Source organism: Simkania sp. (assembly GCF_965215465.1).
Taxonomy (GTDB): Bacteria; Chlamydiota; Chlamydiia; order Chlamydiales; family Simkaniaceae; genus Simkania.
In genome coordinates, this window is sequence record NZ_OZ244056.1 from 953,983 (window position 1) to 980,254 (window position 26,272).

The following is a 26,272-nucleotide window of genomic DNA, read 5'->3' on the forward strand; positions in this document are numbered from 1 at the left end:
GTGGCGCAAAGAAGTAGGGTGACTTTGTCATTTTGCCCCCGGTTACTGAAGTAGGCAACAAGAGGTATGCAAGCTAACGAAAACAAAGTTGTGATGAGATAGAAAATAAGTGGATGGTAAGTAAAGTTGGGCTTCATAAGAGGTGTCCTTTGTTTAGGCGGACATATTAGACTATCGACCGTCGGTCGATCAATAAAATTGTGTGGAAGTTAACGCGTCGCTTTCTTCTTAAACCATGCGATGTAATAGAAAGCTGTAGCTACCATAAGGATAGAGGCTAGAAGATAGGGTAGGTTGATTTGGAAGCGGACAAAGATCCCTGAGAGGAAAGGGCCAAGGGTCGAAGCAAGTGCAAAGCCTGCATTCCATGATCCAAAGATTTTTCCGTGGTTTTCGGGGGGGACAAACCGGGCAAAAATTCCAAAAAAGCAAGCTGTGACCATGGCTTGAGTCAGGTTCGCGACTGCGAGCAAGGGCCAGACAATATAGGAGTGAAAGGTGAAGAGGTAACAAAAAACGCTTATTCCTGAAAGGACTAAGGGAATCATGATGAGCTTGGTCGCAGGTGTCCGTTTGAGCAAGTGGGCCGTCAAAAATCCACCAAACATCCAAAAGAGAGAGGAGACAGCGTAGGCATACCCTTCCCATTCTTCCGTGAAATGAAACTTTTCGATGAGATAAGGGGCTAAGAATCCTTGATACATCATCCAGGCAAAGATCGTAATGAGAGAAGCAATAAAGGGGACGGTGATCGATTGGATCCGGAAAACCGAGAGAAGGTTACTGGCTACTTTATGCAGTTCGAGTTTTTTGCTAGAGGGTCCTGTCCGTGTTTCAGAGACTTTCCAGTAAATGAGAAAGAAAGCGAGGAACATACAAATTGTCAGAAACCAAAAAGGCGTGGCGTAGTCAAAGAAGGGGACAAGAGAGCGGTCCGAGAGAAACGCTGCAATAAACGGTCCGAGTGTCCAGGACATGCCACCAACAGCTGAAAAAAGAGACATGTAATGTTCTTGGCGGTCACTAGAGACGGTCTCGGACACTGTTGCTTGGGCAACTGTGAGGTTTCCAGCAAAGAGGCCGGAAGTGAACCGGCTAATGAAAAGGAGAGGAAGGTTCAGAGTCAAGATCGAGATTCCAGAAAGAGCAAGGGAAAGAGCTGTTCCAAAAGAAGAGAGGAGAAGAATGATACGGCGGCCAAAACGGTCTGAAAGATCTCCCAAGATAGGTGCTGCAAAAAACTGGGCGAGGGGGTAGGTCGCAAAGAGGAGACCAACAATCACGTTTCGAGCTGCAAGAGAAGTGCTTTCGGGGAGCATTGTAGAGGAATTGACAATGAGGGGAGAAAGGACGACATAGACAAAAACTAGCCCCATGAGGTCGAGGAAGTATAAAAAATAAAGAGATAAAATTTTAACCTTCATAATTTACTAATTACATAAAATTATAATAATACGAAATATTATTTTAAGCTTAATTAATAAGTTGTATTTCGCTATATTGGAGTCCGACGGGGCAGTCAGCCCTGATCGAAAGTTTGAGGAGGTTTGATGGTACATCCAGTTTCAGTAAGTAAGACAACAAAATGTGAGGCCCATGTTTTTGGAGAGGTCTTAAAGTCTTTTATGAAACTTTTTGAGGTGGCAAGCAGGCATGCTATGACACCAGGAGATGTCAAGAAAATGGCACAAGTCTCAGCTCGTTTGAGAAAGGCTACCTATGAGGTGATTCAAAAGACGGGCAATGCTTCATTAAGGGAGCTTTTTGCTGAGGCACGCCGCTCGTTTAGTCAATCTTATGGGGCTGCGCTTGCCCGACTGCCGGTGAGGCAGTACTAATTATTTGACTTAAACGTTTTTACTTCAATTTAAAAAGGAGGATTCTTCCTCCTTTTTTATTTTGTAATTTTTAAAAATTTAATTATTTATTTTTTATTTTAAAATGTAATTACTATTGCATTTTATTGGGTGGTTAATGATAATTTGCCGCGAGATTAAGTAGAATATCCATTTTTATGGCTGTAAGTGATTTCATAAACTATCTTGCTTCGTTTACCCCTTTTTCTTCTGGGAGTAAAAGTCAACCTCATACGGGCTCGAAGAGTGGGGTTTCCCTTTTTCCTTCGAAAAATGTTTCGGTTTTGAGGCCAGACAAGATGAAAGAAATGGATCAAAGCCTTGCTCTTTCCAATTTTTATGCGATTCTTGGAGGGATTAAGGGAGCGATTCACTTTGTAACCTCAGGAATAGAAGCCGAAGGAAAGCGGGCTTACCGCTATTTTTCGAAGCATTACTATACTTACCGCTTGAAAAAAGCCATGGAAGTGGGATTTCAGGCACTTCGTGGCGACCGGCCGGCTCGACAAGAAGTTGAGAGAGAACCTTCGCAAGATGTTAGTCGACTTTTGGCAGAGATGCGAACGCAGTCTTCAGTCTCTGATGTTTCGACGTTTCTATCGGACAAAGGTGAGCTTAAAGCTCTCTCTTTGTTAAGAGGGTCCGCTTCAGCAGCACCGATTGATACAGAAGTTTTCGATGCTGTTTTTCATGGCATGGGAACCTATCATGCAGAGTCTTTGCCAAAAGTCATCGCTTTTATCAAAAGCTTTTTGCCTGAAACTCTTGTGAGAAGCTCATATCTAAAGGCATTAGATGATGCAGTTAGAAGGGACGCCGAATTTCGCTTGCAAGTGAGCGGTGCTAAAGAAGCGCCTTATGCAGAACAAAAGAAAACTCTTAGGGGTTTAGCTCAGCAGATGGCTCAGGATGTGAGAGAGCTTGAAACGGGCCGCTCTTACGTAACGCTTGGTGGGGTTCGGAATGGAAGAGCTTTAGAGTGCCCTCTGGTCGATACGATTTTTTCGGAGTTTTTACCAAGTGATCTTCACCAGCTTTTAATTGGAAAAAATTCTGATGAAGTGATTCAGCGCCTTTCTTTAAAGCTCAAAAACGCGATTTGGGGTCCTAAAGAAGAAACTCCTGGGTTTCGGAAAAAAATTGAAGAGAGAATCCGAAGCTATCTCCATAAAACAGGCCAAATGACAGAAGCGGTACTGCCAGAAGCTCTTTTGTCAGGTATTAAAAGTAGTTTGAAGCAGGATTTAGAAGAAATTCTCTTCGGACCTCCTACTCCAGATGGTTCCGAGAGGTTGGGAGAAAAGATTTGGGCAAATCTAAAAGAGAAAGGAATTGAAAAAGTGATTCAAGAATCTCTCTTGGATGCGCTTCAAAGTAGTCGTCATATTATCGATGCTCAAATGGAATCCATGAATGAGCTTGTTGCTGCAAATCTTCCACCAGCTGCCAAGCCGATTTTAGGGTCGTTAGGTCTTCCGAAAGGAGAAGAAGAAGCCGTTTGGTTTGAGTTTGAAAAACAAGCCAATGGCAAGATGAAACTACGCCTCTTTGCGCAAGGAGCGCCAGCGCAAGCACATCCAGATGGGAAAGTTGATGGGAAACAAGGCATCATCTTACCACTTGAATATTCTGATATAGACCTTGAGAATTTTGATGAGGCTTTTTTCTATACGCTTCTTTCCTATCGAGCTTTACCTGAGTGGGAGGATACGCATAGTTTTACTGTTAACCACATTCATGAGGGACTACTTGCCTCATTGAAAAAGGATCCCGAGGCTCCGACTGCAAAGACTCTCATATCTTCAGAGGAGCTGCGTGGTGAAGGGGCTTGGAAATACCTTCTTCACTTTCTTAAACACCACTCTGAAACTCCATCGGATGAGTTTGAGAAAAAATATGCCTATGAGGTGCGATTACAAGCTTTCATTCGTATGTGGGGGAATGTCATCGATGATCCGAATTATCTCCACCAACATTCTCAGGTAGCAGAGCGTTTCCGCGTGGCAATTTCTGAGCTTTCGAATCTAGGGATCGAGCTTTATCAGAAGAAAGTATTATCTGTAAATGAACTCAAAGCCCTTTATGCAACGATTTGGGAAGCCGAACAAACACTTAACATCGATACGCCAGCTCCTAAAACGGCTTCATCTGTGACGATTCCGCCCGATTTGCAAGAGATGCTTAAAAACCTGACATTGGCAATAGGAGTGGCTCCTGCACACATTTCACTTATCAAAGAAGCCCTCATGGTCGTTTATGGCGCAGATATCGAAGAAGTGGTTGATCTAGCTTTTAGAGATCTTCTCCCCACATTGACAGAAGACGAAATGAATGCGATGCGATCTAAGCGCTCAAGTGACAATCTCTACACTTGGAAAGGGATGCAAAAAATGGTCAATCAGCTGAGAAATTTCCGGCTTTCTCTGTTCCATTTTGTCCGTTTATATGTTGGGGTTTCGAAAATCATGACCGATATTTTCGAGGTGAGTTTAGCTTCCCGCATCATTGAATTTTTGATCTTGGCTTATTTTCCATCGATTGTCAGTTACACTTCCATGAGCGTAGGAACCCTTTCAAAACTTATAGCATGTTTTGGGCCAAGTATCTTGAAACCTGTTCTCCCTGACCCCATCTACCAAAGTCTTCGGGCGGTTTATCGTTTGTTTAAAGAAGCGATATCCTATGTCAAAAGACGACTCATCTTTGTGGTAGTTCGAATCCTCGTTCGTCTTTTGCTTGGTGGCGAAAAAGCAACACAGCTTTCTCTTCAGGCGAGAAATTGGAACCAGAAGATGACCCGTTCTGGAGAAATTTCATACAAAATCCCCTATGGAAAAAATGAAATAGGGCATCTTCGCCTTAAGCCACAGAAACAACCTGAATCGACTGTTTCAGATCTAGGGGTTTCTTCGGCTAGACCTGGACTTGGAAGAAAAGTTTCTCCTTATGGAACGACAAGTGAATTGCCTCGTCCTTATCGTATGCCTATGACAAAAGAAAACCTCAAGGAAGAGCTTTCAAAGTGGGTTTTAGAAGCAACAGTTCTTGGGCAAGATCAAGGGCTAGGACGATCTGGTGATGACAGAAAGTACCAGCGACTTCTCTATATTAATCGACAATTTCGCAATTTGAAACTTCCTAATGAAACGGAAATGTGGAACGAAGTAGATCCTACTGAAACGATGGCATTACTTCAGCAAGTGATCGGTTCGATGGCAGATTATGAAGTCCGGGATCTTTCTTCAGAAGAGTATTCCGAAGTGATCACAACAGTGTATACAGCCTATGCAATTATGGATTACTTGGCACGTCGGTCGGATGAAGCCCAGTTGCCACTTGAGCTTCGGGGAAATGGATGTGATTTAGGGGTATGGCTGCAAAGCCCTGCGACTCGTGTGATTCGACATGAAACATATCGTCAGCTTACTTATACTGCGCGCTACTTTGGATTTGACATTGAGAAAGTTTACACAGAAGAAGAAATAGATAGACGTCGAAAAGATTGCCTTTTTAACTATGACGGACGTGGAGAAAGGTTTTATACGCCTGCATTTATGTCTAATGATGGAAAGGCATCTTATCTTGGCTTTAACCACTCTAAAGAAGGGCTCTATTACCAAAAACTGCTCAGAGATCCTCAAGTTCAGCATCGTCTACGAGGATGTGATGTCGACCTAAAGGCCGAAAAATGGGAGCAGTTTAAGACTCTTTTTTCCAATCCAATTGGAAGAGATGGTCGCCCATTGCCTAAAGCTTTTTCCATGCTCCGAGAGATGGATTACCTTGCTCGTCAATGCGTAGGGAAAATAGAGTTTTGCGCCAAGACAGCACCTGCTTTACGGCAAGATGAATCGTGGTGGCTTTTTGATCGTGTGAGAACTTGTTTTCATACGTGCACAGGTGGAGTGCTTAGAAATCAAAGTTTTACGCGCGAGATGCCAAACATTGACTTTAAGTCTAGGCACCGCGTCGGCATTGCAGATCGCATCACAAGAAGAGGTGTTGAACACTCTTTGAGTGGAGAAGGGAATCGAAATTTTAATTTTGATTATCAAGCTTTATTGCAACGTCTGAAAGATCGCTCTGTGAATGAGGTGATGGCACAAAATCCCTTGGATTTTGAAGATCTTTCCCTTCAAGAAATCCGTTTATTAGAGCTCATCAACAGTGACAAAGAAGATCAGGTGATGCAAGTTTTAGGGTTCTTTAATCGATCTAAAGGTCGTTTGCGGGACCCGCGTTTTAGATTTATGTTCGACCTTTTAATCAACAGGTTAGGTGCGCTTCAATGCCAAATGAAGCGAAAATCTAATTTGCCTGAGAAAATGGGAGAGTTTTTTAAAGAGACACTTGAGCATTTTGAAAAGCAAGAAGACGTCGAAACTTGTCTTTATTTAACCAAAATTGGACAAGAACTTCGTCTTGCTATGGGGCCTATTCCGGTTGATACTTTCCCAGATTTTCGCGCTTTCATTCGGTATCGATTGATTCCCTATTTGAGAAATCTATCCCCTGAGAAACGGATCTGGAAACATCGCGATAAAGAAATCGACTTGATCGTTTTAAGCTATCAGCATCTTATCCTCACTTACGAATCGATAGATCCTCAGAAGGCTTTTGAAGAAGAGAGAAATCAAGCCATTGAGGATATCGCGCGTCTTGTCTACACCTCAGTGCCGACAAAAAGCTTTGGCTCTTCACAAAAACCTGATGTCATGATCAAAGCTGACGAAGTCCTGTTCCTATGGGAGCCTTACATTAAAGAGGCAATCAAAGGAAACCCTGCTCTACGAAAAAATGTGATTGAAAGCATTTTGCGTGACGTGGGAATGAGCACGATGGTGGAGTTAGAAGATAGTTGGGAGGGAACCTATCCCGTTTTTTCAAATGGGAGAATCACACTTGATCTCACACAAAAAACACAAACGGCTCATGCAATTTCCCTTGAAATTGCAAAGCAAAGGGCCGAAGAAGTGGTTCCAGACCTAGGAAATGGAATTCGGTTATCTGAAAGGAGTTTTAGTTTCCCGAGCAAAAAAGTCATCATCGAGTTTCCCAAAGGGACCTATCACGGGAAAACTCCTTGCACTATTTATCGACAGTTTTCTGGAGTTGATTATGAATTTCTTCCTCGAGATCGCCAAGAACTGCTCCAATCTGACAAAGCCTTCGACCTCCCTCTTGGAGAAGAACTTTGGCTTGAACGTCCGCGCTTTGGGCGGAAACGCCACTTACTATGTATGAGGAACGATAAGACGCTTTGGAGACGTCCGGTTAAGGAGTCTAAGGATGCAGATGGGAATCCTTTTTTTGAGGTCCGTTGGAATCGAAAATTAATCGATGGTGTTTTAGTTCGAGAAGTCAACCTTGCGCAAGATTCACATGGTTTAGCTCTTCTGAGTTGGTTTGAAGATGAAAAAGAGATTAAAGCTTATGCTCATGCTTCAAATCCTGACCAACTCGCGTTTATCGAATTTCCCAAAAAAGGCCTCCGGTTCGAAGTCAGAGAGCACGGGGGACAAATGCGAGCGATGGCATTAGGGGATGCAACGGGTTATTTTATCTCGAAGACTCAAAGGCATGAGCATTTACTGAAATATGGTCAATATCTTCTCATGGAAAATACACGTGGGAAGAAAAAGGTCTATATGACTGCAAAACCTCTGAAATCCCTCATGTCTGAATTCATTCTCGGCAACATCGGAAAGATCCAGACTTCTCCTATAATAGAGCAATATATTAATAGTTTCACTCCAGACATCATAGATAATCAAAGGGAACTGCTCTCTTTTGACTTAGACGACAAAGGAAACTTGACGACTTCGGATCCAATGGGGTTTGCCTATCTTGCTTTATTCAATTTCATTAAAGGGGATAGAGAAGCGAGTTTGCGTTACTTTTCTGAACTTGAAAACTATGGAAGGAAACATCCTTTCCCAAAGGCAATCTACAAAATCTTTGAGTTGATGTATCTTCCGCTCCTTTGTTCAACGGATCGGGTCTCACGAGAAATGGCACTCCGTCTCGGAGCGATCCAGGTTGAAAATCGCTTGATTCAGCACAGTGAAGAAACGGGCAAGGCAACCCTACCCAAAAGCTCATCAGAAGTGACCCGATTGCTTCAATGGATTTTGATGCAGGTTAAGTACTCTGAATATTTAAGCGGAGTCAAAGCTGGTTTTCCTCCGACGCTCAATGAATACCAAGAACTTTTTCTTCTCACAGGGATGAGAGAAACAAACCATCAGTTTTATCTCAAGTATGTTGGGGACACACTTCCTGAAGCTCTTCAGGAGCTAGGGAGGAAAGTTGGAATGGATAATCTGGCAAACTCCTTTTTGTTCACTCCAGAAGTCTCAGAGCGTTATCATGAGTTGCGTCTGCAGTTAGATAAAGAATCTAAAACCACTTCACTTAGCCGAGGACTCGTCTTGCAAACGATTCAATCTGTTTTAGCAAAGGTAGGACCCGATCAAAAGCTTGAAGGTGAAGGCAAAGGAGCTTTAGGCAATGTGATTCATCTTGTAGAGCAAGCCAGAAGTAGTGCCTTTTTGAGATCCATGATTAGTCCATTTGAAATGAGTAGTTTTTACAATGAAGTGGATGTTTTCCCAGAACTCGACACTCTTCCCACAGCTATTTGGGAATTAAATCAAACAACACTCAATCGCTACTTTCCTCTCTATTACCGTCTAGCTAGGAACGAACGTGGCTGGGGAATGAGTCGAGATCTGTTTAACAGAAAACGACAAGAACTTCTCCGATCATTGGAGCTCATGCATGGAAATGATACATCTGACGCCTCTTTGAAGCGCGAAATTCTGCAGGTGGTGAGCACGGGTTCAACTTACTATAATTTCCCATCAGCTAGTCGACTAGAAACAACAGTTAGGGCAAGACAGCTCAAAGGGTTAATTGCAACAGAAGAAGAGCGGAAGGTATTTGAAAGATTTATCAATAATGAGCTCATTTCTGTCTGCTGCAAAGCCCGTTACTCGAAGCGCATTCTAAGCTCAGGAGCGGTTTCAAAAGTGGTCGGCGTTGTTCCGAAAACACTTGATACGATCCTCCACCACACTCCTGGATTTTTATTGCCTTATCCTCTGCGTGTTGCACGCTTTGGAAAAGAGCTTATCTCTCTTGCACGAGAAGTGGGTCAAGAAGATGGGCAGATTTTACATCGGGGACTTCGGGTCGGAGCTCAATTTGGAGATGTTGTTGTAGGAACCCTCTTTCCAGAATGGGAGTGGTTTGCATGGGGACTTAGTTTTCTTCCTTGGGTTGGACGAGGAGTGACTGTTCATCGAGGTGTTCAGCGAGAAAACCAAAGAGAGACGAATTTGAGTGAATCTATCACTTCTCGTGTACGTAGTACTTTAAGAAAAGAAGGGTTAGAAAGCGGCGTAGTAAGCGATATGAAGAGAATGGATGCCCAAATCAACAGGGCATTTGATCAACTCTTTGATGACTATTTCAATGCTGAAATGAAACCTCTGCCCATAGGTTGGAACGCTGTAGATGTTTTTAAAACGACCTCAGATGATGAGACATTAAAAGCAGCATTCGACGATGTGAATCGCGGGTTAGCGGACTTTTATCGTCGGGATCCTGAAAGACGGCTTCAAGTTGAACTCAAGCCAGGAAGAAACCCCCAAAAATTTATTGGGACCGTTCGTGAATTTACCCAAGGTTTTGCCGCGCATTTGGAAAGAGAAGAAGAAGAGATCATTAAACTGGTAGCAGGAGGAAAGACGACAATAGATCATGAAGAAGGTGATCATATTGTCAAAAAGCTGCAGCGACAAAAGCTTGGTGAAGAACAGCTAAATTTTGAAAAAATTTACGAACTTTTCACACACTGTGATGATGAAGCATTCATTAAGCGAACGGAGTTAAGAGCCGATAAATGGCCGGAAATCAAGAAAAGACTCTATCTCTATCTGACTGTCCGCAGAAGGTTTAATTTGCTCTTCAACCTTGTTGATCAACTTAAAGATGGAGACACTCAAAACCTTGAAACGATTGCAATGGAATTCAAGAGGCGCCCGGCCTATGACTTAGGTCAAAACGTACCAGAACTTGTTTTGAGAGCTAAACTCTCTTATGAAGTGGCTCTAGAGTTCATGCTCTACCAAACAGCGAAGCAAAGTGAGCAGCTAGACCGATTATTACTCGAGCATTGGACTTCCAATCAAAAGCTCGTTTTAGAACAGATCATGGGAACGGGAAAAACCTTTTTATTACCTATTTCTGACCGCGTTTTTGCAGATGGAGAGAGTTTGGTCTTCAATATTGTGATTGATCCTGTAGCTCCTTCAAACTTTTCATTTTTTACTGAAAATACGAAAAGAGCTTATGGACAGGTTGGAAGTATTTTGCGTTTCAATCGCTCTATGGAATGGACGACCCGCCAACTCTGGGGATTACAGCAAGTACTTCAAAGAGCGGTTCATTTAGGTGAACACATGAATGCTCGCCAAAAAGATCTGAAAGCTCTCGAACTCCGCTATTTAGAAGAGATGTTCGATGAAGATGGGATATTTCGAAGTGCTTATGGGGATGCTGGGTGGAAAAGGCGTCTCAAGCACTATCGAGATATTTTCCGACTTTTTGCGGTGCTAGGGGTCGAAAACTCTGATGAAAAGCATAAACTTGATGATCCGACAAGTAACATCTTAAATTACCCACTTGGTAGCGCTTTAACTCTTCAGTCTGAAGAAGTCAAAATGATGAACGAAGTGATGCTACTTCTTGTAACAACTCCAGACTTTAAAGATTTAATCACATTTAAATCTAAAAGGCCTGAAAAATTGCCGCCTGAAGTCTATCGCGAAAAAATTAAGTCAGCTTTGGCTCATAGGATTGCACTATTAGAAATGTTACAAATACCTGAAAAGCATCGATCTGAGTTTGTTAGGTATTTGAAAGGCGAAGCAACTTCGATTCCTGCTTTTGTCTTAAATAGCCCCCATAAAAGAGCTATTGGCCAAGCAAAAGGATGTGTCACAGTTCTTTTAGAGTATGCCCTTCAGTGTTTGACGAACGTGGACTTTACCGTCTCAAAAGAAGGAAATGGGGAATACTGCAGACCAGCAAATGGAAATGATGACCCACTTGAAGACTCAACAGACTTGCGTCCTGACGTTAGCTACATCAAAACACTGATGCGGTTATTCCAAAGACGTCTTGATTCAGCCCAACTTGAGAAGCTTGTTGATTTTTTACATCTACAAGCTAAGAAAGAATCAAAACAGCTTGGGATACATGAGCAAGAAACACGTGCAGGTCGATTCTTTGCTTTGCACTGCCCAGGCTATCAAATTGATACGAAGCAAGAAGAAGATCTTCCTAAAATCATGGAAAAACTCAATCGAAGTGATCGCGCCTTGACCCTTTATGCAGAGCAATTCATTGCTCCAACCATCAAATTTTACCAGCGATTCCTCTCGTCAAATTTTGCGAACTTTCACTCGATGTTTGGGAAAAAGCAATACTCTAGAACAGGAACGCCCAAAAACTGGCGTTGTTATCCTCAGGGGACAAAACTCTTATCTCATGCAGGAACAGAAGGAGAAAGTGTCCACATCATGGAAAAGAAAATTGGCCCTGCATCCATTCATGTTCTAGAAGAAAGTGATCCGAAGCCAGCACTACGCGAATTAATTTATCGGTTTTTCCACACTAACCCGAAAGCACTTGCTTTAATCGATCTTGATCCTCTTTGTAACAACATGAGTGCTGAAGAAGTGAATGATGAATTTCAAAGATATATTAATGAACACCGCCCAGAGCTTCAAGGGGTTGTTTTTTACGATAAAGATAAAAATCTTGTCATCGCAGAAAAAGGAAGTAGCCATACAATTTTACTAAGTGAAAGTACTGTTCCTCCAAGCAAGAGAATTTCTCTGTTTACTCATACACAAACAACTGGATCGGATATTAAGCAAGCTAAAGATGCCGAAGCATTTTTGACAATTGGGGAAAATATTACTCTCACTGATTTAGCCCAAGCTTACGATCGGATGCGAGAAGCTAGACGAGGAAAGCAGCAAGTCTCCATTGTAATGACAAAAAGAGCCCATCATAAAACTTGCAAAATCCTTGGCAAGAGCTTGGACTCAACGCTGACAATCCGAGATATTATTTTGCTCTCAATTAAAAATGAAACGCAGAAACTCGATCCCCAATACCGACTGGCAGCTAGCCAGATTTTGAGTGATATTGTGAGTCGAGCAGTCAGAGTGAAAGGAGATTTTGCAGATACAATCGAAAAAACAATCGCCATTCACCGAGAGAACAAGGATTTATTCATCATTGAAACAGAAGTCGATCCATTTGAAATGTACGGCCATGTTGATATGATGTTAAAGCCTGAAGTAGCATTAGGCGGGTTACGTCAAGACCTAATTGGTCTGATCACAAACTGTATGCATTTTTCTCCCGAAGAGAGACAGACTCTTAAAGAGGAATTAAATTCTGTTCCCCTTGATCACTCTACAGGAAAGGTACATGTTTATAAGAAAGGGAGTGACATTCTAGACCACGACCGGTTCTTGGGACAACATGCTCATCAATCTCAAAGCCAAGCGCAAGAAAGTAGCGCTCACCAAAACAGTGAAGTTGACACTGATACCCACGTCAACGTCAATCAAAAAGCAGCTCCTGCATCTAAGGTAGCTCTCCGCAACGCTACAACCCATGTTGGATACCAGTGGCCAGCAGATTTAGATCCCTTCAATATTGAGAGTTACTTTAAAGTCAGCAAGCCAAATGCTTGGAGCCTTTCTGGTGATGTTCCAATCTATTCCTTTCAAGACTATGTGAGCTTAAGAAAAGAAGTTGCTTTTATGGCCGATTCACTTGAATCAATGGTTTATGTTACCGAGAACTTTGCTCAGCAAAGAGATAATCGGATGTGGGGCAGACGTGCTTCTGCTGTCCAACCGTTTAGTGAGAGACAGACGCCCCTATACAAAGCTCTGGTTATTCAAGACAGTCGATCTGGAACGATGGAACAGAAGGTGCTACTCTTACACAAAGATGAAATCAAGTTCTGGAGAGATAAACTTGAAAAGTTGCGCCTTGAGAAAAAATCTCACCCCAATATTCAGTTAGCCCTTTATGATTTCGGGACTCGATCGATTGAAGGAGATCCCATTGAGAAAAATTCGAGCTTTCAAAGAGCTATCATGCAGATCAATTTTGCAATACGCGGCGAGCTCTCCTATACGAAAGAAGAACAGAAATCTCTTCAGTCATGGATTGAAGCGACAGGTCCCTTCCAGATGAGAAGAGCTTTTGAAGAGACGATTTATAAGGAGCGTAGAGTGGGATGTTATCAGGGCAGTGATGCCGAAACGACCTTCTTTAAGGCAGCTGGAGTTCCTCTCGACATGCGCATCCGCGTTTAACAATAATGGATTATGCTTGGCCTTTGTGGATGTCTAAGGCTTTGCGGGCTGCATTGCGGACGATTTCTGGAAGGGCGGGATGGATGTAAATCATGTCAAGAAGGTCGTGCAAAGTTGCATCCATTTGAATGAAGGCAATCAACATGTGAATCATATTTGAAGCTTCTTCCCCGATGATTTGTGCTCCCAAGAGCTTGAGAGAGTTTTTGTCAAAGAGGAGCTTGGCGAATCCTGTTTCAGGCATGAGCGCCATACCTCGAGCACTATCCTCGTAGGAATTTTTCCCCACGATGTAATCGATACTTTCTTTTTGCAATTCTTTCTCTGTTTTTCCAACTCCAGCAATTTCGGGGTGGATGAACACAGCGTGTGGCACGGCCTTGTAGTGAATCGGCTCATCAGATGGGCTTTCAAATAAGGTGCGAAATAAATACTCTCCCTCAAAATTTGCCGAATGACGAAACAGGTAATTACCAACACAATCGCCAAGAGCCCACACGTTTTTTTGTGTTGTTCGCAAGTGGTCATCGACAACAACAAATCCCTTTTCGTTACACTTGATTTTCGTTGCCGACAAGTTGAGTGAATCGGTCCAAGGACTGATGCCCGTGGCAACTAAGAGGGCGTCTCCTTCGGCAACTTGCTCTTGCCCGTTGCCATCGAGGTAGCGTACAGAGAAAGTTCCTTTGTCGTACTTGACTTCTTGAAAATCGCACTTGATACGCAAGGTCACTTGCTTGGCAAAAGCTTCTTGAAAGGCTTCTCGGACATCGTCATCTTCGTTGCGAAGGAATTTGCTCCGCACCAAAAACTCTGTTTCGGTTCCAAGTGCTGCATAGAAGTAACCGAGCTCAGTTGCGATGTAGCCCCCGCCAATCACAATCAGTTTTTGAGGTTGCTCGCGATGGCGCAGAGCTTCTTTGTAGGTCATGTAAGGCGTTCCCTCTAGTCCGGGGATCTTAGGCACTGCAGCCCTAGCTCCTACAGCGATAAAAATCTTATCAGCCGAAACTGTTTCATTTCCGACCTGCAAAGTCATTTCATCGACAAAAGAGGCTTCTTCGCGGTAATAATCAATATTCGGGTCGTCGTCGTAATAGGGAGCAATACTTGCTGACTCGTTATCAATTGTCTTGCAAACTCGAGCGACTAAGTGGGAGAAGTCGACTGTATATCCACCGTGGACGTAGATTTCAAACCGCTGACAGTCTTGGATGAGAGAAGAGAGTTGTGCTGTATGAATGAGCATTTTTGAAGGGATACAACCCCGGTTAAGACATGTTCCTCCAAGAGGTCCTTTTTCAATGATGGCAACTTTCTTGCCTAATTTTGCAACAGGGCGAACAAGCTTTGTTCCACCGCCAGACCCAATTACTAGTACATCATAGTGTTTCATAATTTCATCTTACGAACCTACTTCTATTCTGGCAAGTTAGACTCGATATCCAATCGCCCAACCGAAAAGCGCATTGCCTGTTTTGGTCCAACTCCCGTCTTTCTGAAAGTGAGTGCTGAGATCATCTCGAACATGGTAATAAATAGCGTCTGTATTTTTGGTGACACCAATGTTTCTCATATGACCTAAAAGGGTGTCTGCAGATTTTGACATGTTTTCAGGGAGCTCTGGGAGTGTTTTCACAAAAACCAAACATGCCAGGAGTTGCCCATATACTTTAGGGGGGATTGCCTCATGTCGTGTATAAAGAGTATTTTTGGCATCTCTAAGCGTTTTTCTGACAGCCGTTGCAAATTCGGCTACTGTGACCTCAGGCGTGCTCGTAGCGATCTGTGCGCAAGCTGTTGCAGCAGCTTGCAGGTTCTCGGTGCTTGTGGAAAAAGTCGTAAGATGTTCTGTGTAGGAATCATGAGGTAGCCAATTACAAAAATAAAGCATTCCTTCCATGACATCGGCCGAAAATTCCGAAGAACTTAGTCGAATCTTACCTCCCCCAAAATAAGTGTAATCGTAGCTTTGTTCTGGATGAAGTAGGCTTTTTAGATCTGTAAAACCTTGCGCAATGGAAAATTTGGGGGGCTCAGTGGCTGAACTTCCAGTGACACCATCTACTGCTTTAACTTTCATTTCGCTAGACATCTTAAAAACTCCTTAACGGCTCAAGAATTTCATAAGAAGTTTATGTTAAGGAATTTTTAAAACACAACAAAATTTTTTTTTGAATCCTCCCGAGGCCCTCTTTTTTCAGTTTATGATTTTTGGTCAATCGGGTATAATTCGCTATAGATATTCTTTGAGTAGGTAGTGATGAAAGGATTTTTTAAAGCTGTATTTCTTTCTGGAGCCTTGTTAAGTGCTCCCATGTTTGCTGATACGACTCCCGAAGAGAAGCAGGGGCATGAGCTCTGTCTCTTTGCACAAGATGTTTTCAATGCGCTTGGTAGCGTGAAAGAACAAAAGCAGATCTCAAGCTATGAGAGTTCACAAGATCCTGTCATTCAAAATCTCGCGGAAAAATTTATCGCGTCCTTTCAAGAGGATGCCTCTCCTGAAGACCTCCAGACAGCCGTGTCTGAACTAGGACGTCTTCTCAAGTGCTCGGCAGATGAAGATTACAGATTGCCGTACGCACTCCATCGAAAAGAGCTTCAAGAAAAGACAGCTCTCATGGAAAAAGCCCTCAAGGGCTCTCTTCCCGAAAATCCCAATTATCACAAGCTCATGATCGAATCGCTTGCAGATCAAAAGTGGGATGTTGCGCTTTATGCCTATCTAAAAATCGCTGAAGAGCGCTGCACGGATTAATCTTGTACAAAATCTCTTTTCTCACTATGGAGAAGTAAAGATACCATAGGAGAGAGATGAAAGAATCATCAAGTCGGTTTTGGTCATGTTTAGGGATCGGTTTAGGGGTTTTGGTTGGTGCACTAGATTGGTCCATAGTCCAGAATGCCTTGCCCGCAATTCAACATGACATCGGAGCTTCGATTAGTAGCCTTCAATGGATCATGAACTCTTTTGGTCTTTTCATGACCGCTCTTCTCGTGACCATGGGGCGACTCGGCGATGTATTTGGACGACGGCGGATCTTCAATATCGGGCTTTTGATTTTTGCTCTTGCTTGCTTGGGTGCAGCTCTATCAACAACTGCTTCCGCGCTCATTATCGCGCGCGCTTTTCAGGGAGTCGGGTTTGCCATGTTAATGCCCACTTCACAAGCGCTACTTACCCACGCTTTTCCAGAAAATGAACATGGAAAGGCAATGGGGGTTTGGGCGACTCTTGCAGGTGTCGGGCTTGTATTTGGTCCGGTTCTTGGGGGAATTATTGTTTCGCTTCTTTCTTGGAATTGGATTTTTTACATCAATATTCCGATTGCTTTAGCAAGCTTTGTCATTGTTCGAGCTGTTGTGAGCGAATCGCGTAATGAAGAGCATCCTCCTCATCTCGATATCAAGGGAATTTGCATTTTCATTTTAGCTTTAGGATCGCTTATTTTTGCGATCATCGAAGCTCCAATGCGAGGGTGGAGTAGCCCAATAATTCTTGGCTGTTTTGGGGCTGCAGTAGTCTTGTTTGTTGTTTATTATTTTGTCGAAAGGAAAACCGATTTGCCCCTCATCCAGTTTTCCTTTTTTAAAAACCGCCAGTTTACTGCAGGGGCTTTGACCATTTTTTGCGGTTGTTTCATGTTTTGGACAACGTTTTTTCTTCTGCCTCTCTACCTGCAAAATTTTCGCAATGAAACGCCATGGGTTTCTGGGCTTGTGCTCCTTTCTGCAGGCATTCCCTTCACAGTGATCTCTCGGTTTTCTGGGTCTGCAGGAGACCGGATTGATAAAAGGTGGCTTATTCCTGGTGGATTCTTGCTTGTTGTAATAGCTGCTTTGTCATTTGCTTTGATCCAGCCATCTATTTCTCTTTTTTGGGTCTGTCTTTTGCTGGCAATTTTTGGAGCAGGTGAGGGAATTCTTTGGTCTCCAGGGACATCTCTAGGGATTTCAGCTTTACCACGCAGCCAAACAGGGGTGGCTTCAGGAGCGATCACGACCATCCAAGAAACAGGAGGATCAATTGGGATCGCCATTGCTGGAACGATTTTTAACATGGCAGAAAGAAGCCATTTCCAGGCACTTGCAAGCCAGCATCGACTCAATATTCCTCCAGCAGTTAGCGAAAAGGTGAAGTCGCTTCTCTCAGCGCCCGATAAGCTTTACGCCTATTTAAGTCATCAAGCTCCGATCGTGCAGCACAAAATCGTCACAGCCTTTAAATCGTCTTTTCTACATGGATTTCATGCAGGTATGATGCTTGCAACAGCTGTCTCGCTTGTTTGCTTGGTCTCCATTATTTGTCTCTTGAGGAAGAAGACTTGATTTCCTCTATGTAGAGAGGATAGAGAGTTTCATGAATCCCATGTCCCATATTGGGAATCAGCAGAAGCTTTGAATCTCGAATCTCATCTGCTAGAGCCTGCCCATGATCGACTGGAAATATCGGATCAACCGTTCCATGAAAGATCACCACGGGAGCTTCAAGATGGCAAAACGCTTTGCGTATGAGCTCTTCAGAAAGCATATTGGCTTTGATGTGGTTGGCTAATCCTTCAGGATGGCGCATTCGCTTTAAAAACTCTGCTTGAAGCTCTCTTTCCCGTTTTTCATTAAACGGAAGATGAGAGCTGGCTAAAAAACCCCACGTTTCAACACGGGCTTCTAACATTTCCTCATCTGTTTCTGGGGGATTTTCTAGAAAGATAGCCATGAAGTCCAAATACTTTTGAGTCGGGCTTGAAAGAAGCCCTTCTTTAATAGGCTTTTTTTCCAATGCTAAGTTGAGGGGACGGAAATCTGGAGAAGTTGCGATGAGAGCAACGCTTAAGATTTTTTCAGGCTGTTTCTTTGTTACCAACCCTGCGACTGGACCGCCGAGTGAAAGTCCAAAAAGATGCGCTTTTTCAATCTTCATAAAATCGAGGAGGTCGAGAGCATCATCAGCCATATCTTCTAAAGTGTAGGGATCTTTTTCAAAATCGAAACAAGTTGAAGCCCCCGTGTCTCAGTGGTCGTAGAGGATGACGTAGAAACCTTCATCGGCAAGTTGTTCACAGAACTCTTCTGGCCATAAAGTTCCCTGACAACACCCTCCCATAATCAAAAGCATCGCAGGATCTGTAGGTTCACCAAATGTTTCGTACCAGATGTCGATCCCTGATGTTTTGGCAATTTGGCCTCCTGCAAAAAGAGGAAGCATCAATAGAGATAGAAAAATCGAAAGAAGTTTTTTCATATATTCCACCCAGATTCAGAATAAAATGACTTTTTTTCGATAGCTTTAAGCGCATCATGCACGTAACCAATGAGATTTTTAGGAGGGGAGTGAAGCGGGAAAAACTTGAGTTCGCTGCATTTGTGAGGCTCGCGATTTTGAATCTCTCCTTCCCAACTTGAGCATTCGAAGAAGATGTCGACATTCAGCCGTCCAGATTGACGGTGCATGATATGAGCAACCCGTAAACTCTCAGGTTGCAAGCGGATTCCTGCTTCTTCATAGGCTTCTCGGATCATCCCTTCTGTTGCAGGCTCATTTGCTTCCACATGTCCTGAAACTAACCCATAATGATCATCCATGAAGCCTGTGTTTTGGCGGAGAAGTAAAAGAACTTCCTCTCCTTTTCTTAGGACTAAGTAAACGCTGACTGCAGCAGTTGCGCGTGATGTTTGATTGGTCTTCATCTCGTTAAATAACCTCCATCTACGGGAATATCGATCCCTGTTGTGAAAGAAGCAGTATCAGATGCCAGGTAAACTGCAGCACCTGCGACTTCCTCCGTCGTTGCTTCTCTTCTCATGGGGATTTTTTCAATGAGCTTTTCCCAAGCTTCTGGATTATTTTTTCGATTTTCTTGATTGAGCTTGGTTGCGACTCCATGAGGACTGATGCTATTGACTCGAATTTGATGCTTTGCAAGTTCGCGTGCCATACACTTTGTGGCTAAGAGTAAGGCTGCTTTTGAGGTGCAGTAACTGATGTTTCCAGCTCCATGTGCGCCTATCGATAAGATATTGATGATAGATCCTGGAGCTTTATTTTCAATGAGCCAATTTACAAATAGCTGCGATAAGAAAATAGGGGCATAGAGGTTACACTGCATGACCGCATCAAAATCTTCTTCTGTGACATCGGTTGAGCGTCCCATACGGATAATGGCAGCATTATTGACGAGGACATCCATGCGTCCCCACTTTTCTTCTACCTTTTCAATCAGCTCTGAGCGTTGCTCTTTTTTCGTGATATCGGCTTGAACGCAAAAGGCATTTGTGCCCAATTCCTCCTGTGCGGCTTGAGCTGTTTGCTCGTCAGAGCGGTAATTTAAGACAACTCGATACCCCTCTTTTAGGAATGCCTTTGCAATTCCAAAGCCAATGCCTCTAGTGCCACCAGTAATCATGGCAACTTTTTGGTTCATATTTAACCCCAAGTTAATAATCGGAGAAGAAAAAGCGTTGTATAACCCCAAGCAAGAGCTAGAGCCATGAAAGGGAAAATGAGCCCAAAAACTTTCCAGTGAGACTGTCTTTTCCCAGTTTTACGGTGGTCTTCGATCAAGGGCTTTTGAGTTTTTCTGGCGATTTCCATCATGACGACCATGTAAGAGACGGGGATCACCACTCTTGGAATTTTTTCGATAGAAGATTCAGGGATTAAGCCGATCACGAGAAAGAGAAGTGTGGTGAAAAGAGCACCCAAAGGAGGGCTTTTTTTGCGGCAGTCTGATTTTCAAAAACCTTGTAGTTTTTGCTCATCAAAAAGGCACCAGCAAAGGGGCCACCCCAAAAGGCCATGGCTCCGATTTGTCCAACTGTCCAAACCTTTTTTGGGGAAATTTCGACTGTTTCTACTTCACTTGTCATTTCGGGCAATTAAAGCATGAAACCTATGTTTTTCTCTAACAGAATTTAGGCTTCAGAGGTTTCATAAGAAGTTCTTCCAAAAAGATCTTGATAATTCGGGCATCTTCCTTCAGCAAAATAAAATCCTACTGCAGAAATTGCACTGATTGCGCTTCCGATTGGAACAGTATAGAGCAAGAGCTGCCAAAGACGAGGCGAGGTGATGAGAATATTGAATGCAGAATTCCATTGGCCATTGGTTACTTTGCTTACGAATAGCCCAACAATAATAGCTTTTACAAAATTGCCACCTGTCGTTAGAAGAGCAAGAGCAGGCGGGGCTATAGAGACGAGCCCTCCGATATAAATTCCTGAAATAGCTTTTTGACCCATGGGTGTAGTCATAGATTCCTCCATTTTTTTGGGGGAATTATATCTGTGGTAGGAAATAAAACTCAATTAGAATTCAGCGATAAAAATTGTTTTAAATCACTTATTTTCTTGAGCCTTTCCTCTGTTTGGAGCTCTTTGCATTGAGGCAATGAAGCTTCATAGAGGAGGAGACACCGCTTTTCCATTTGGAGATCAGGTGCTCCTTTTGCTCGGAGAATGCAGCTTTGTTCGTATAAGAGATCCGCAGCCATCAGACAACGCTCGGCTTCAAGAAAACCATTGACACCGGTGAAGTGATCGAGCAACCACTGCGCACCTCCCATTAACAAGAGCTCGGGTTCAAGCTTTAGATAGAAGCGGCTGGCAGTTGCAAGTTTAACCTCAGCGTCGTTGTACTTTTTGTCTCTTCTTAAGTTGGTTACAGTTAGAAGGGCTTGGACAAACTGCTGAATGATTCGCATCACATAATCACGCTGAAACATATAACTCCTTTACTAAAGCCAATCGAAGATTGGAAAATTCGATAGAGTTTCAATTGATGGCGAAAGGACTTTAACCTTTGCAAATCCCAGAATATTGTCCATTGCTGTCATTGTTTGAGATGCAATATTTATTGGTAAAGAGCAATCACATTGAAGTGCAGAGAGATTTTTGACAAGGACGTCGTAGTAGAGAGTTCTCCCAATTTCAACTCCATTTTGGTAAGTGACCATCCAATAGGCATTTTTCCAAAAGGCCTGCTTAAAGTAATTTTGGCAAAACTCTTGAATAGAGCGGACGACGGATTCTAAATGAGGAAGCTGATTGCTACATGAGGATGGAATCATCATGACTCCTTTATAAGTCAAAGAGGTCAGGTCGTTTGGAGATATAGAGCTTCCAATTGAGCCGCCGTTATCAAGTGCATATTGTAAGGGTTTATCAAGAAAGTAAGAAAATGCGATCCATCGGATATTTAAAAGAGCGATGAGACTCAGGGCTAAGTTTAATATCTGCGCTGAAGTACTACCTACAGAAAGCTGTTGTTTTTCAGAGAAAAAGATCTGGGCAATGATAGCAATCAAATGGGTTAATGTGAGGCAACTCATGAAGGTATGGATTCCAAAAGAGCTCCAACTAAGTTCTAGTTTTCCTGCTGCATCTGGTAATTGGGAAACAAGAGATTTTAGGTCGGTTGAGGGAGTCAAACCTTCATTTACCATCCTTATGTAGAAATAGGAGGCTAAAAAGCAAACTCCAATAACCAAGGCTGTTAAAACTAATGCGTCATTTTGTTGTATAGCGAACTTTTTTCTTGACCCTTCCATTAAGGGATAGCAAGTCGATAGAAAACTTAAGACGTCTGGAATGAGCAGGACTTGTTGTATTTTGAAAATGGTAGGAGCGAGTTCAGGATAGGTTTGCAATAGGGCTAATCCTATTTTAATAACTTGGTAGGAGGGAAAGAGGAATCGCTTGTAAATTTCTATTGACTCAACGAGAGGTTTTTCGATCTCAATGGTGTGACTTTCAAGAGTGCTATGGTTGGGGATTTCATCGCAAGCAGGGCAAGTCGGGTAATTGCAAAGAGGAATTCTGTTTGCATTGCGCGTCACTGTGATGTTGCCGCCTCCAAGCCAGTGGTTGGGGTTGATTCTAGGAACTAAGAAAGTTTCTTTTACTCGTATTTCCGGAAGATTTGAAGCGAGATGCTTGGTGATACAATCAGAGTGGAAGGCATGGTTGGGACAAAAAGCAAGATCTAATTCAGGAGAATTTTTGCTGCAGATTGTGCAAGATTGGTCTCTAAGTTTAAGGGAAGGAGAGAGTTTTAAAAAAGTGTATTTTACATCACTAAACTCTCGAGGGAAACGACAAGAAAACTCTGCCCATTTTAAGTGGTGATTTTTCGTGAAGCTATAAGCAGTTCCTGCTAAGCAAAAGTACGTGGAAGTTGTGACTTTTCCATAAACTATTGCGAGAATACTAAGAGCTATCTTTGTCAGGTGAAATACTTTGGCATGTGTCTGTTGATCCGTTATAACTTCTTGCATGGAAACTTGGCTATTTTCAGTGCCATCAATGGGGTTAGATTGACGTTTCTTAAGGATATCAAAAAGAGCGAGCTCTGCTAAACCAACCGTTCCTATACAGGAAATAAACGAAGCCTCAAAAAATTCGTGAGCGAAAACAGCAACGGCTCCAGCGTTAATGACATTAAAAGCAAATTGAATTTCGTGAAAATGAGCGATACAGAAAGCGGCGATTTTTTTATCTGGACTATCTTGCTCAACTCCTTGAATGTAGCTATAGAAGGCACCTTCAGCTAGTGAAGAAATACCAATTGGAACTTGCCATGAGAATTGAGAGTGGAGAGATGAAAACCATTGAGGAATAAGCGCTGTTGTATGTAATTGAACAGACATGATCACTCCTTTTTTATGGTGAAATTTTAAAGATTATGTAACTATTGAGCAAGTAAAAAGCAATTTGAACAATCAGTTTATTATGAGAAAGCTTTTGTTTGTTTTCGTTTCTATTTGCCTGATTGCAATGGTTCTTTTTAAATTTCGGGAAAAAGTCGCTTTAGAAGAATCTCCGTTGCCAATTGCTCTTCTAGACGCTTCTGGGCATGAGGATGCTGACTGGGTCTTTGAAACCGAAGTTGATGGGCAAAAAAAGTCATTCATCGTCTATCAGTGGATCATTAAAGAACTCTGTCGGCCTGAAAATGTTTCACTCAATTTAACGGATTGTGATGATCAGTGGATAGCAGGGTATGCCATGAGCTCAGACTATTTGGGTAAAACAGAGGAAGGGGTTCACCTGTTGTTAGCCTTGGATCGCGACAGCTGGCACCATGTTCTTCTTTTTCTAGAGGTGTTGAAAGGAGAAGGGGTCTCTTTAGATGGAGATACAAGAGAGGAGTTTACCTTTTACTCGGACCAAGTGCTTCTCAAAAAGGTGGGATGCATTCCTCTTCCTGGCTATATCCATGAAAAGGAGATCGCCTTTGATGGAAATAAGCTCGAGATTCTTTATGAGACATACGATTTAGATTTAACGCCTCCATCAAAACCCGAGCTGATCAAAGGACGATTACCTCTCCACTTTGATCGAGCACCCTATATTAATCCTCGTTTGATAGATGATTTTTCTTCAAGTATGCGAACGGGAGGCTCAGTCATGATAGCTTGTGATTTGGAGCAGGCTCAAAAAGCTCCAGCCTACGATTTTTTGGGCAATGGATTGACAGCCAAATACGGGCAGACTTGCGAGTACAGTTACTTGGGGAGAACCAAGAATGGGGTGCACATTGTTCCTTCATATTATTATCAATGTCGTCCCGTGAAAGGCTACCACTTCATGTTTGTTTTTGAAAAAGATTACGAAATCGTAGCGGACTGGAAGAATAAGACGTTTAAACGCAACAAAAAGCGGACTTTGATGAAGAAAATGGGAGAGCTTGATCTGTACTACTTAAAATATTCAACATCAACGGAAACACCATTTCTTATACAGATAGCTTTTGGGACAATAAGCCTTATGTCGTTACAGGACCTGTTGAAGAGGTCGAATACGAGGAAGAGGTCAAGCTTCGCTACTTAAACCCGGTAAGGTAAACCGCACGATACGAATCGGCTTTTTTTGTGCCTTCATTTTGCAGATCATATCTTGGGTTCCGGAAGATGTTCCATCCCAAAAGGCTACAAGACCGTGAGCGTAATTTGCCATTTGAGCATTTCTTATCAGGCCTGCTTGCTTTCCGTACATATTCCAATCGGCTGGGAATTCTTTGAGAATTAAGTTTCTTTCTTTTGCGTACTCTTCACCAAGTCGGTCAGCTCCACGAGCTTTTCCTGAAACAATTTCGACTTTTGGCAATCGGTGCATTAGAAAGAAGTCGAGTTTCTTTTTTAAGATAGGGTATTGATTGAAGGTGCGACTTCCAGCAACGATTAATTTAAACATTTTTGCATCGCCTTGGAAATCGTAGAAAAATCTTCCGGACTGATTTCCACAAGACCGCGGCGCAGTTGCATGCCCCAGCTTTTATGCTGCGTCAGCTCTAAGTCATTCATCAAATCACTGATGGGCACGTCTTGAGAGGGAAGGTAGTCGATGTCGATGCGATAAGGATGAAAATCTGGAGTCATTTCGACTTGATAAACATGACCTGACTTGATCGTTCCAATTGCGGTGAAGCATTTGCAGGGATCTTTCCCAAAGAGGGAAATGCGTGGGGAGTAATAGACGAATCCATCACCGGCGCCCATTTTCATCAAAGGTCCCTTTTTTCCATGGCAAACTTGTGCAAAACTCCCTTGCACTCCTTTTTGCACATGTTCTTTTGAGACGACTCCAAGCCAATAGTGCATGCATTACCTCCTTTATAACCTGAGTTCTGGGTTTCTTTCACTTATTCTCAGGGATTTTTCTCTTTCTTCCCAGCCTTTTTGCCTCGAAAAGGACCATTTGGCCCTTCCCTTCGCCAAAAATGCTGAGAATTTAAGAGAACTCTCCTCTGGAAATAAGCAAAATAAAACCAGAACTCAGGTTAATATATCTACAAGCTGTTTGATTTCTTCCTGAGAATTATAGAAGTGAGGCGCAATTCGAATCAATCCTCCTCTGATCGTGACGGTGATTTGGCTTTCTTCCAAAGCGTGTTGCAAGTTCGAATCATGGGGCTGTTTGACTGTAACAAGGGCGCCCAAATCTCTTTGGGTTGAAATGAGAGTAGGAAGGTGCTCGAGGAGATAAGAGGTATGCGATTGGATGCGATCGAAGATGAAGTCCCAGCCGATTTGTTTCAGCTCATTTAGGGAGGCATTGAGTCCTGCAATTGAGATAATGTTGGGCAGGCCTGGTTCAAAACGAGCTGCCCCTTCTGCAAAATCGAGCTTTTTCGTTTCAAAGTTTCCTGGGTCTTTCACACTTGTCCAGCCAACAAGAGGAACGTGCAGTTGCTTAATGAGTTCTTTCCGGATGTAGAGATAACCGCAGCCAAGAGGGCCAAGCAGCCATTTTTGTCCACCGCCTGCAAAAAAGTCGATATTGCTCGATTCCAACTTAAGGGAGAATGTGCCAACTCCTTGAATCCCATCGATGCAGCTGAAGATCTGCCTTTTTTTACAAAAGTCTCCGAAAGCTTCAAGATCGATTTTTTTTCCTGTGAGATAGCTGACAAGACTGACCGAAATCAAGCGTACATTCGACAGGTCTTGCTCTGCCAAGACTTCGGTCAGTGGGCGGTCATGCGGCAAGTCAAAGAAGCTGCAGCCGATTCCTTTGCTTTCAAGGTTTTCCCAAACGTAGCGGTTGGAAGGAAACTCATCGCGAGGAATCAGGACCCGCTCTCCTGGTTTAAAATTGAGGCTATTTGCGACGAGGCTTAATGCAGTTGAAGTGTTGGGAGTCAGTGCAAGTGTCTCTGCTTGACAGCCTAAAAGCTCTGCTAAAAGTTGTCGCGTTTCTTGAATGAGCTTGACCAAGCTCAAGGAGTGCTTAGCAAAAGGTTCTGCCATTTCTTGGCAGTAGGCTTTCATTTTCTCAATGGTAGCGTAGGAGATGGGGCAAGTAGCTGCATGGTTGAGAAAGACCCCCTTTTTCAAGATGGGAAACTGCTTTCGAATTGCCATAAGATCCATATACTAAGAATAAGCTGAAAGGAGATTGCCTAAAAGTGAAAAATAAGCAGAAGAGCAACGACCAGCAGAGAGGAGTAGGGAGTTTTCGTTGAACAATTATGTTTAATCTGTAATATAGCTCGCGCTATCTTTT

Annotated in this window: 20 protein-coding genes; 5 read left to right on the forward strand and 15 right to left on the reverse strand. The window is 43.0% G+C overall.

Annotated elements, in window-relative coordinates:
* Positions 1-209: 209 nt before the first annotated feature.
* Positions 210-1,424: an MFS transporter gene (locus tag ACOOFG_RS04400; protein WP_420422428.1), complete on the reverse strand. Its 1,215-nt coding sequence runs from the start codon at positions 1,422-1,424 to the stop codon at positions 210-212.
* 126 nt (positions 1,425-1,550) lie between these two features.
* Between ACOOFG_RS04400 and ACOOFG_RS04405 the strand changes: the two genes are divergently transcribed.
* Positions 1,551-1,838, forward strand: coding sequence for a hypothetical protein (locus ACOOFG_RS04405; RefSeq protein WP_420422429.1), 288 nt, complete (start codon positions 1,551-1,553; stop codon positions 1,836-1,838).
* A 176-nt stretch (positions 1,839-2,014) separates the two neighbouring features.
* A complete protein-coding gene (locus ACOOFG_RS04410) occupies positions 2,015-13,267 on the forward strand; it encodes a hypothetical protein (RefSeq protein ID WP_420422430.1) in 11,253 nt (3,750 codons plus the stop codon).
* A 10-nt stretch (positions 13,268-13,277) separates the two neighbouring features.
* Here ACOOFG_RS04410 and ACOOFG_RS04415 read toward each other — a convergent pair whose 3' ends face one another.
* Together ACOOFG_RS04415 and ACOOFG_RS04420 are read right to left on the reverse strand one after the other, a co-directional pair.
* Positions 13,278-14,663, reverse strand: a complete 1,386-nt coding sequence (locus ACOOFG_RS04415) for a dihydrolipoyl dehydrogenase (protein WP_420422431.1) — start codon at positions 14,661-14,663, stop codon at positions 13,278-13,280.
* A gap of 36 nt (positions 14,664-14,699) precedes the next feature.
* Entirely contained in the window at positions 14,700-15,362 is a 663-nt protein-coding gene (locus ACOOFG_RS04420; protein WP_420422432.1) for a hypothetical protein, read from the reverse strand.
* A 168-nt stretch (positions 15,363-15,530) separates the two neighbouring features.
* Between ACOOFG_RS04420 and ACOOFG_RS04425 the strand changes: the two genes are divergently transcribed.
* On the forward strand, positions 15,531-16,028 hold the full coding sequence (locus tag ACOOFG_RS04425) for a hypothetical protein (RefSeq protein WP_420422433.1): 498 nt from the start codon (positions 15,531-15,533) through the stop codon (positions 16,026-16,028).
* A 56-nt stretch (positions 16,029-16,084) separates the two neighbouring features.
* Entirely contained in the window at positions 16,085-17,599 is a 1,515-nt protein-coding gene (locus ACOOFG_RS04430) for an MFS transporter (protein WP_420422434.1), read from the forward strand.
* Here ACOOFG_RS04430 and ACOOFG_RS04435 read toward each other — a convergent pair.
* Genes ACOOFG_RS04435 through ACOOFG_RS04475 form a run of 9 tightly spaced genes read right to left on the reverse strand, consistent with a single transcriptional unit; the run spans position 17,571 to position 22,914 of the window.
* Positions 17,571-18,224, reverse strand: coding sequence for an alpha/beta fold hydrolase (locus ACOOFG_RS04435; RefSeq protein WP_420422435.1), 654 nt, complete (start codon positions 18,222-18,224; stop codon positions 17,571-17,573). The genes ACOOFG_RS04430 and ACOOFG_RS04435 overlap by 29 nt on opposite strands.
* A gap of 57 nt (positions 18,225-18,281) precedes the next feature.
* Positions 18,282-18,512 (reverse strand): hypothetical protein, encoded by a 231-nt coding sequence (locus ACOOFG_RS04440; RefSeq protein WP_420422436.1) that lies wholly within the window; start codon positions 18,510-18,512, stop codon positions 18,282-18,284.
* Positions 18,509-18,958: an NUDIX hydrolase gene (locus ACOOFG_RS04445; RefSeq protein WP_420422437.1), complete on the reverse strand. Its 450-nt coding sequence runs from the start codon at positions 18,956-18,958 to the stop codon at positions 18,509-18,511. Before ACOOFG_RS04445 ends, ACOOFG_RS04440 begins: the two co-directional genes overlap by 4 nt.
* A complete protein-coding gene (locus tag ACOOFG_RS04450) occupies positions 18,955-19,692 on the reverse strand; it encodes an SDR family NAD(P)-dependent oxidoreductase (protein WP_420422438.1) in 738 nt (245 codons plus the stop codon). The genes ACOOFG_RS04445 and ACOOFG_RS04450 overlap by 4 nt, the downstream gene beginning before the upstream one ends.
* A gap of 2 nt (positions 19,693-19,694) precedes the next feature.
* The gene (locus ACOOFG_RS04455) at positions 19,695-19,973 is read right to left on the reverse strand and encodes a hypothetical protein (protein ID WP_420422439.1); all 279 of its coding nucleotides are present in this window, start codon (positions 19,971-19,973) and stop codon (positions 19,695-19,697) included.
* Positions 19,937-20,137: a hypothetical protein gene (locus ACOOFG_RS04460; RefSeq protein ID WP_420422440.1), complete on the reverse strand. Its 201-nt coding sequence runs from the start codon at positions 20,135-20,137 to the stop codon at positions 19,937-19,939. The genes ACOOFG_RS04455 and ACOOFG_RS04460 overlap by 37 nt, the downstream gene beginning before the upstream one ends.
* A 45-nt stretch (positions 20,138-20,182) precedes the next feature.
* Entirely contained in the window at positions 20,183-20,521 is a 339-nt protein-coding gene (locus ACOOFG_RS04465; RefSeq protein ID WP_420422441.1) for a hypothetical protein, read from the reverse strand.
* 50 nt (positions 20,522-20,571) lie between these two features.
* Complete coding sequence (locus tag ACOOFG_RS04470) at positions 20,572-20,991, reverse strand: hypothetical protein (protein WP_420422442.1); 420 nt, start codon at positions 20,989-20,991, stop codon at positions 20,572-20,574.
* A 12-nt stretch (positions 20,992-21,003) separates the two neighbouring features.
* Positions 21,004-22,914, reverse strand: coding sequence for a hypothetical protein (locus tag ACOOFG_RS04475; protein ID WP_420422443.1), 1,911 nt, complete (start codon positions 22,912-22,914; stop codon positions 21,004-21,006).
* An 82-nt stretch (positions 22,915-22,996) separates the two neighbouring features.
* Between ACOOFG_RS04475 and ACOOFG_RS04480 the strand changes: the two genes are divergently transcribed.
* Complete coding sequence (locus tag ACOOFG_RS04480) at positions 22,997-24,097, forward strand: hypothetical protein (protein WP_420422444.1); 1,101 nt, start codon at positions 22,997-22,999, stop codon at positions 24,095-24,097.
* On the opposite strand, the gene ACOOFG_RS04485 is transcribed toward ACOOFG_RS04480, so the two are convergent.
* The 3 genes from ACOOFG_RS04485 to ACOOFG_RS04495 all read right to left on the reverse strand — a co-directional run bounded on the left by ACOOFG_RS04485 (position 24,080) and on the right by ACOOFG_RS04495 (position 26,130).
* Positions 24,080-24,460: a DUF2493 domain-containing protein gene (locus ACOOFG_RS04485; protein ID WP_420422445.1), complete on the reverse strand. Its 381-nt coding sequence runs from the start codon at positions 24,458-24,460 to the stop codon at positions 24,080-24,082. The genes ACOOFG_RS04480 and ACOOFG_RS04485 overlap by 18 nt on opposite strands.
* The gene (locus tag ACOOFG_RS04490; RefSeq protein ID WP_420422446.1) at positions 24,448-24,867 is read right to left on the reverse strand and encodes an EVE domain-containing protein; all 420 of its coding nucleotides are present in this window, start codon (positions 24,865-24,867) and stop codon (positions 24,448-24,450) included. The genes ACOOFG_RS04485 and ACOOFG_RS04490 overlap by 13 nt, the downstream gene beginning before the upstream one ends.
* 174 nt (positions 24,868-25,041) lie before the next feature.
* Positions 25,042-26,130: an aminotransferase class V-fold PLP-dependent enzyme gene (locus tag ACOOFG_RS04495; RefSeq protein ID WP_420422447.1), complete on the reverse strand. Its 1,089-nt coding sequence runs from the start codon at positions 26,128-26,130 to the stop codon at positions 25,042-25,044.
* Positions 26,131-26,272 lie beyond the last annotated feature (142 nt).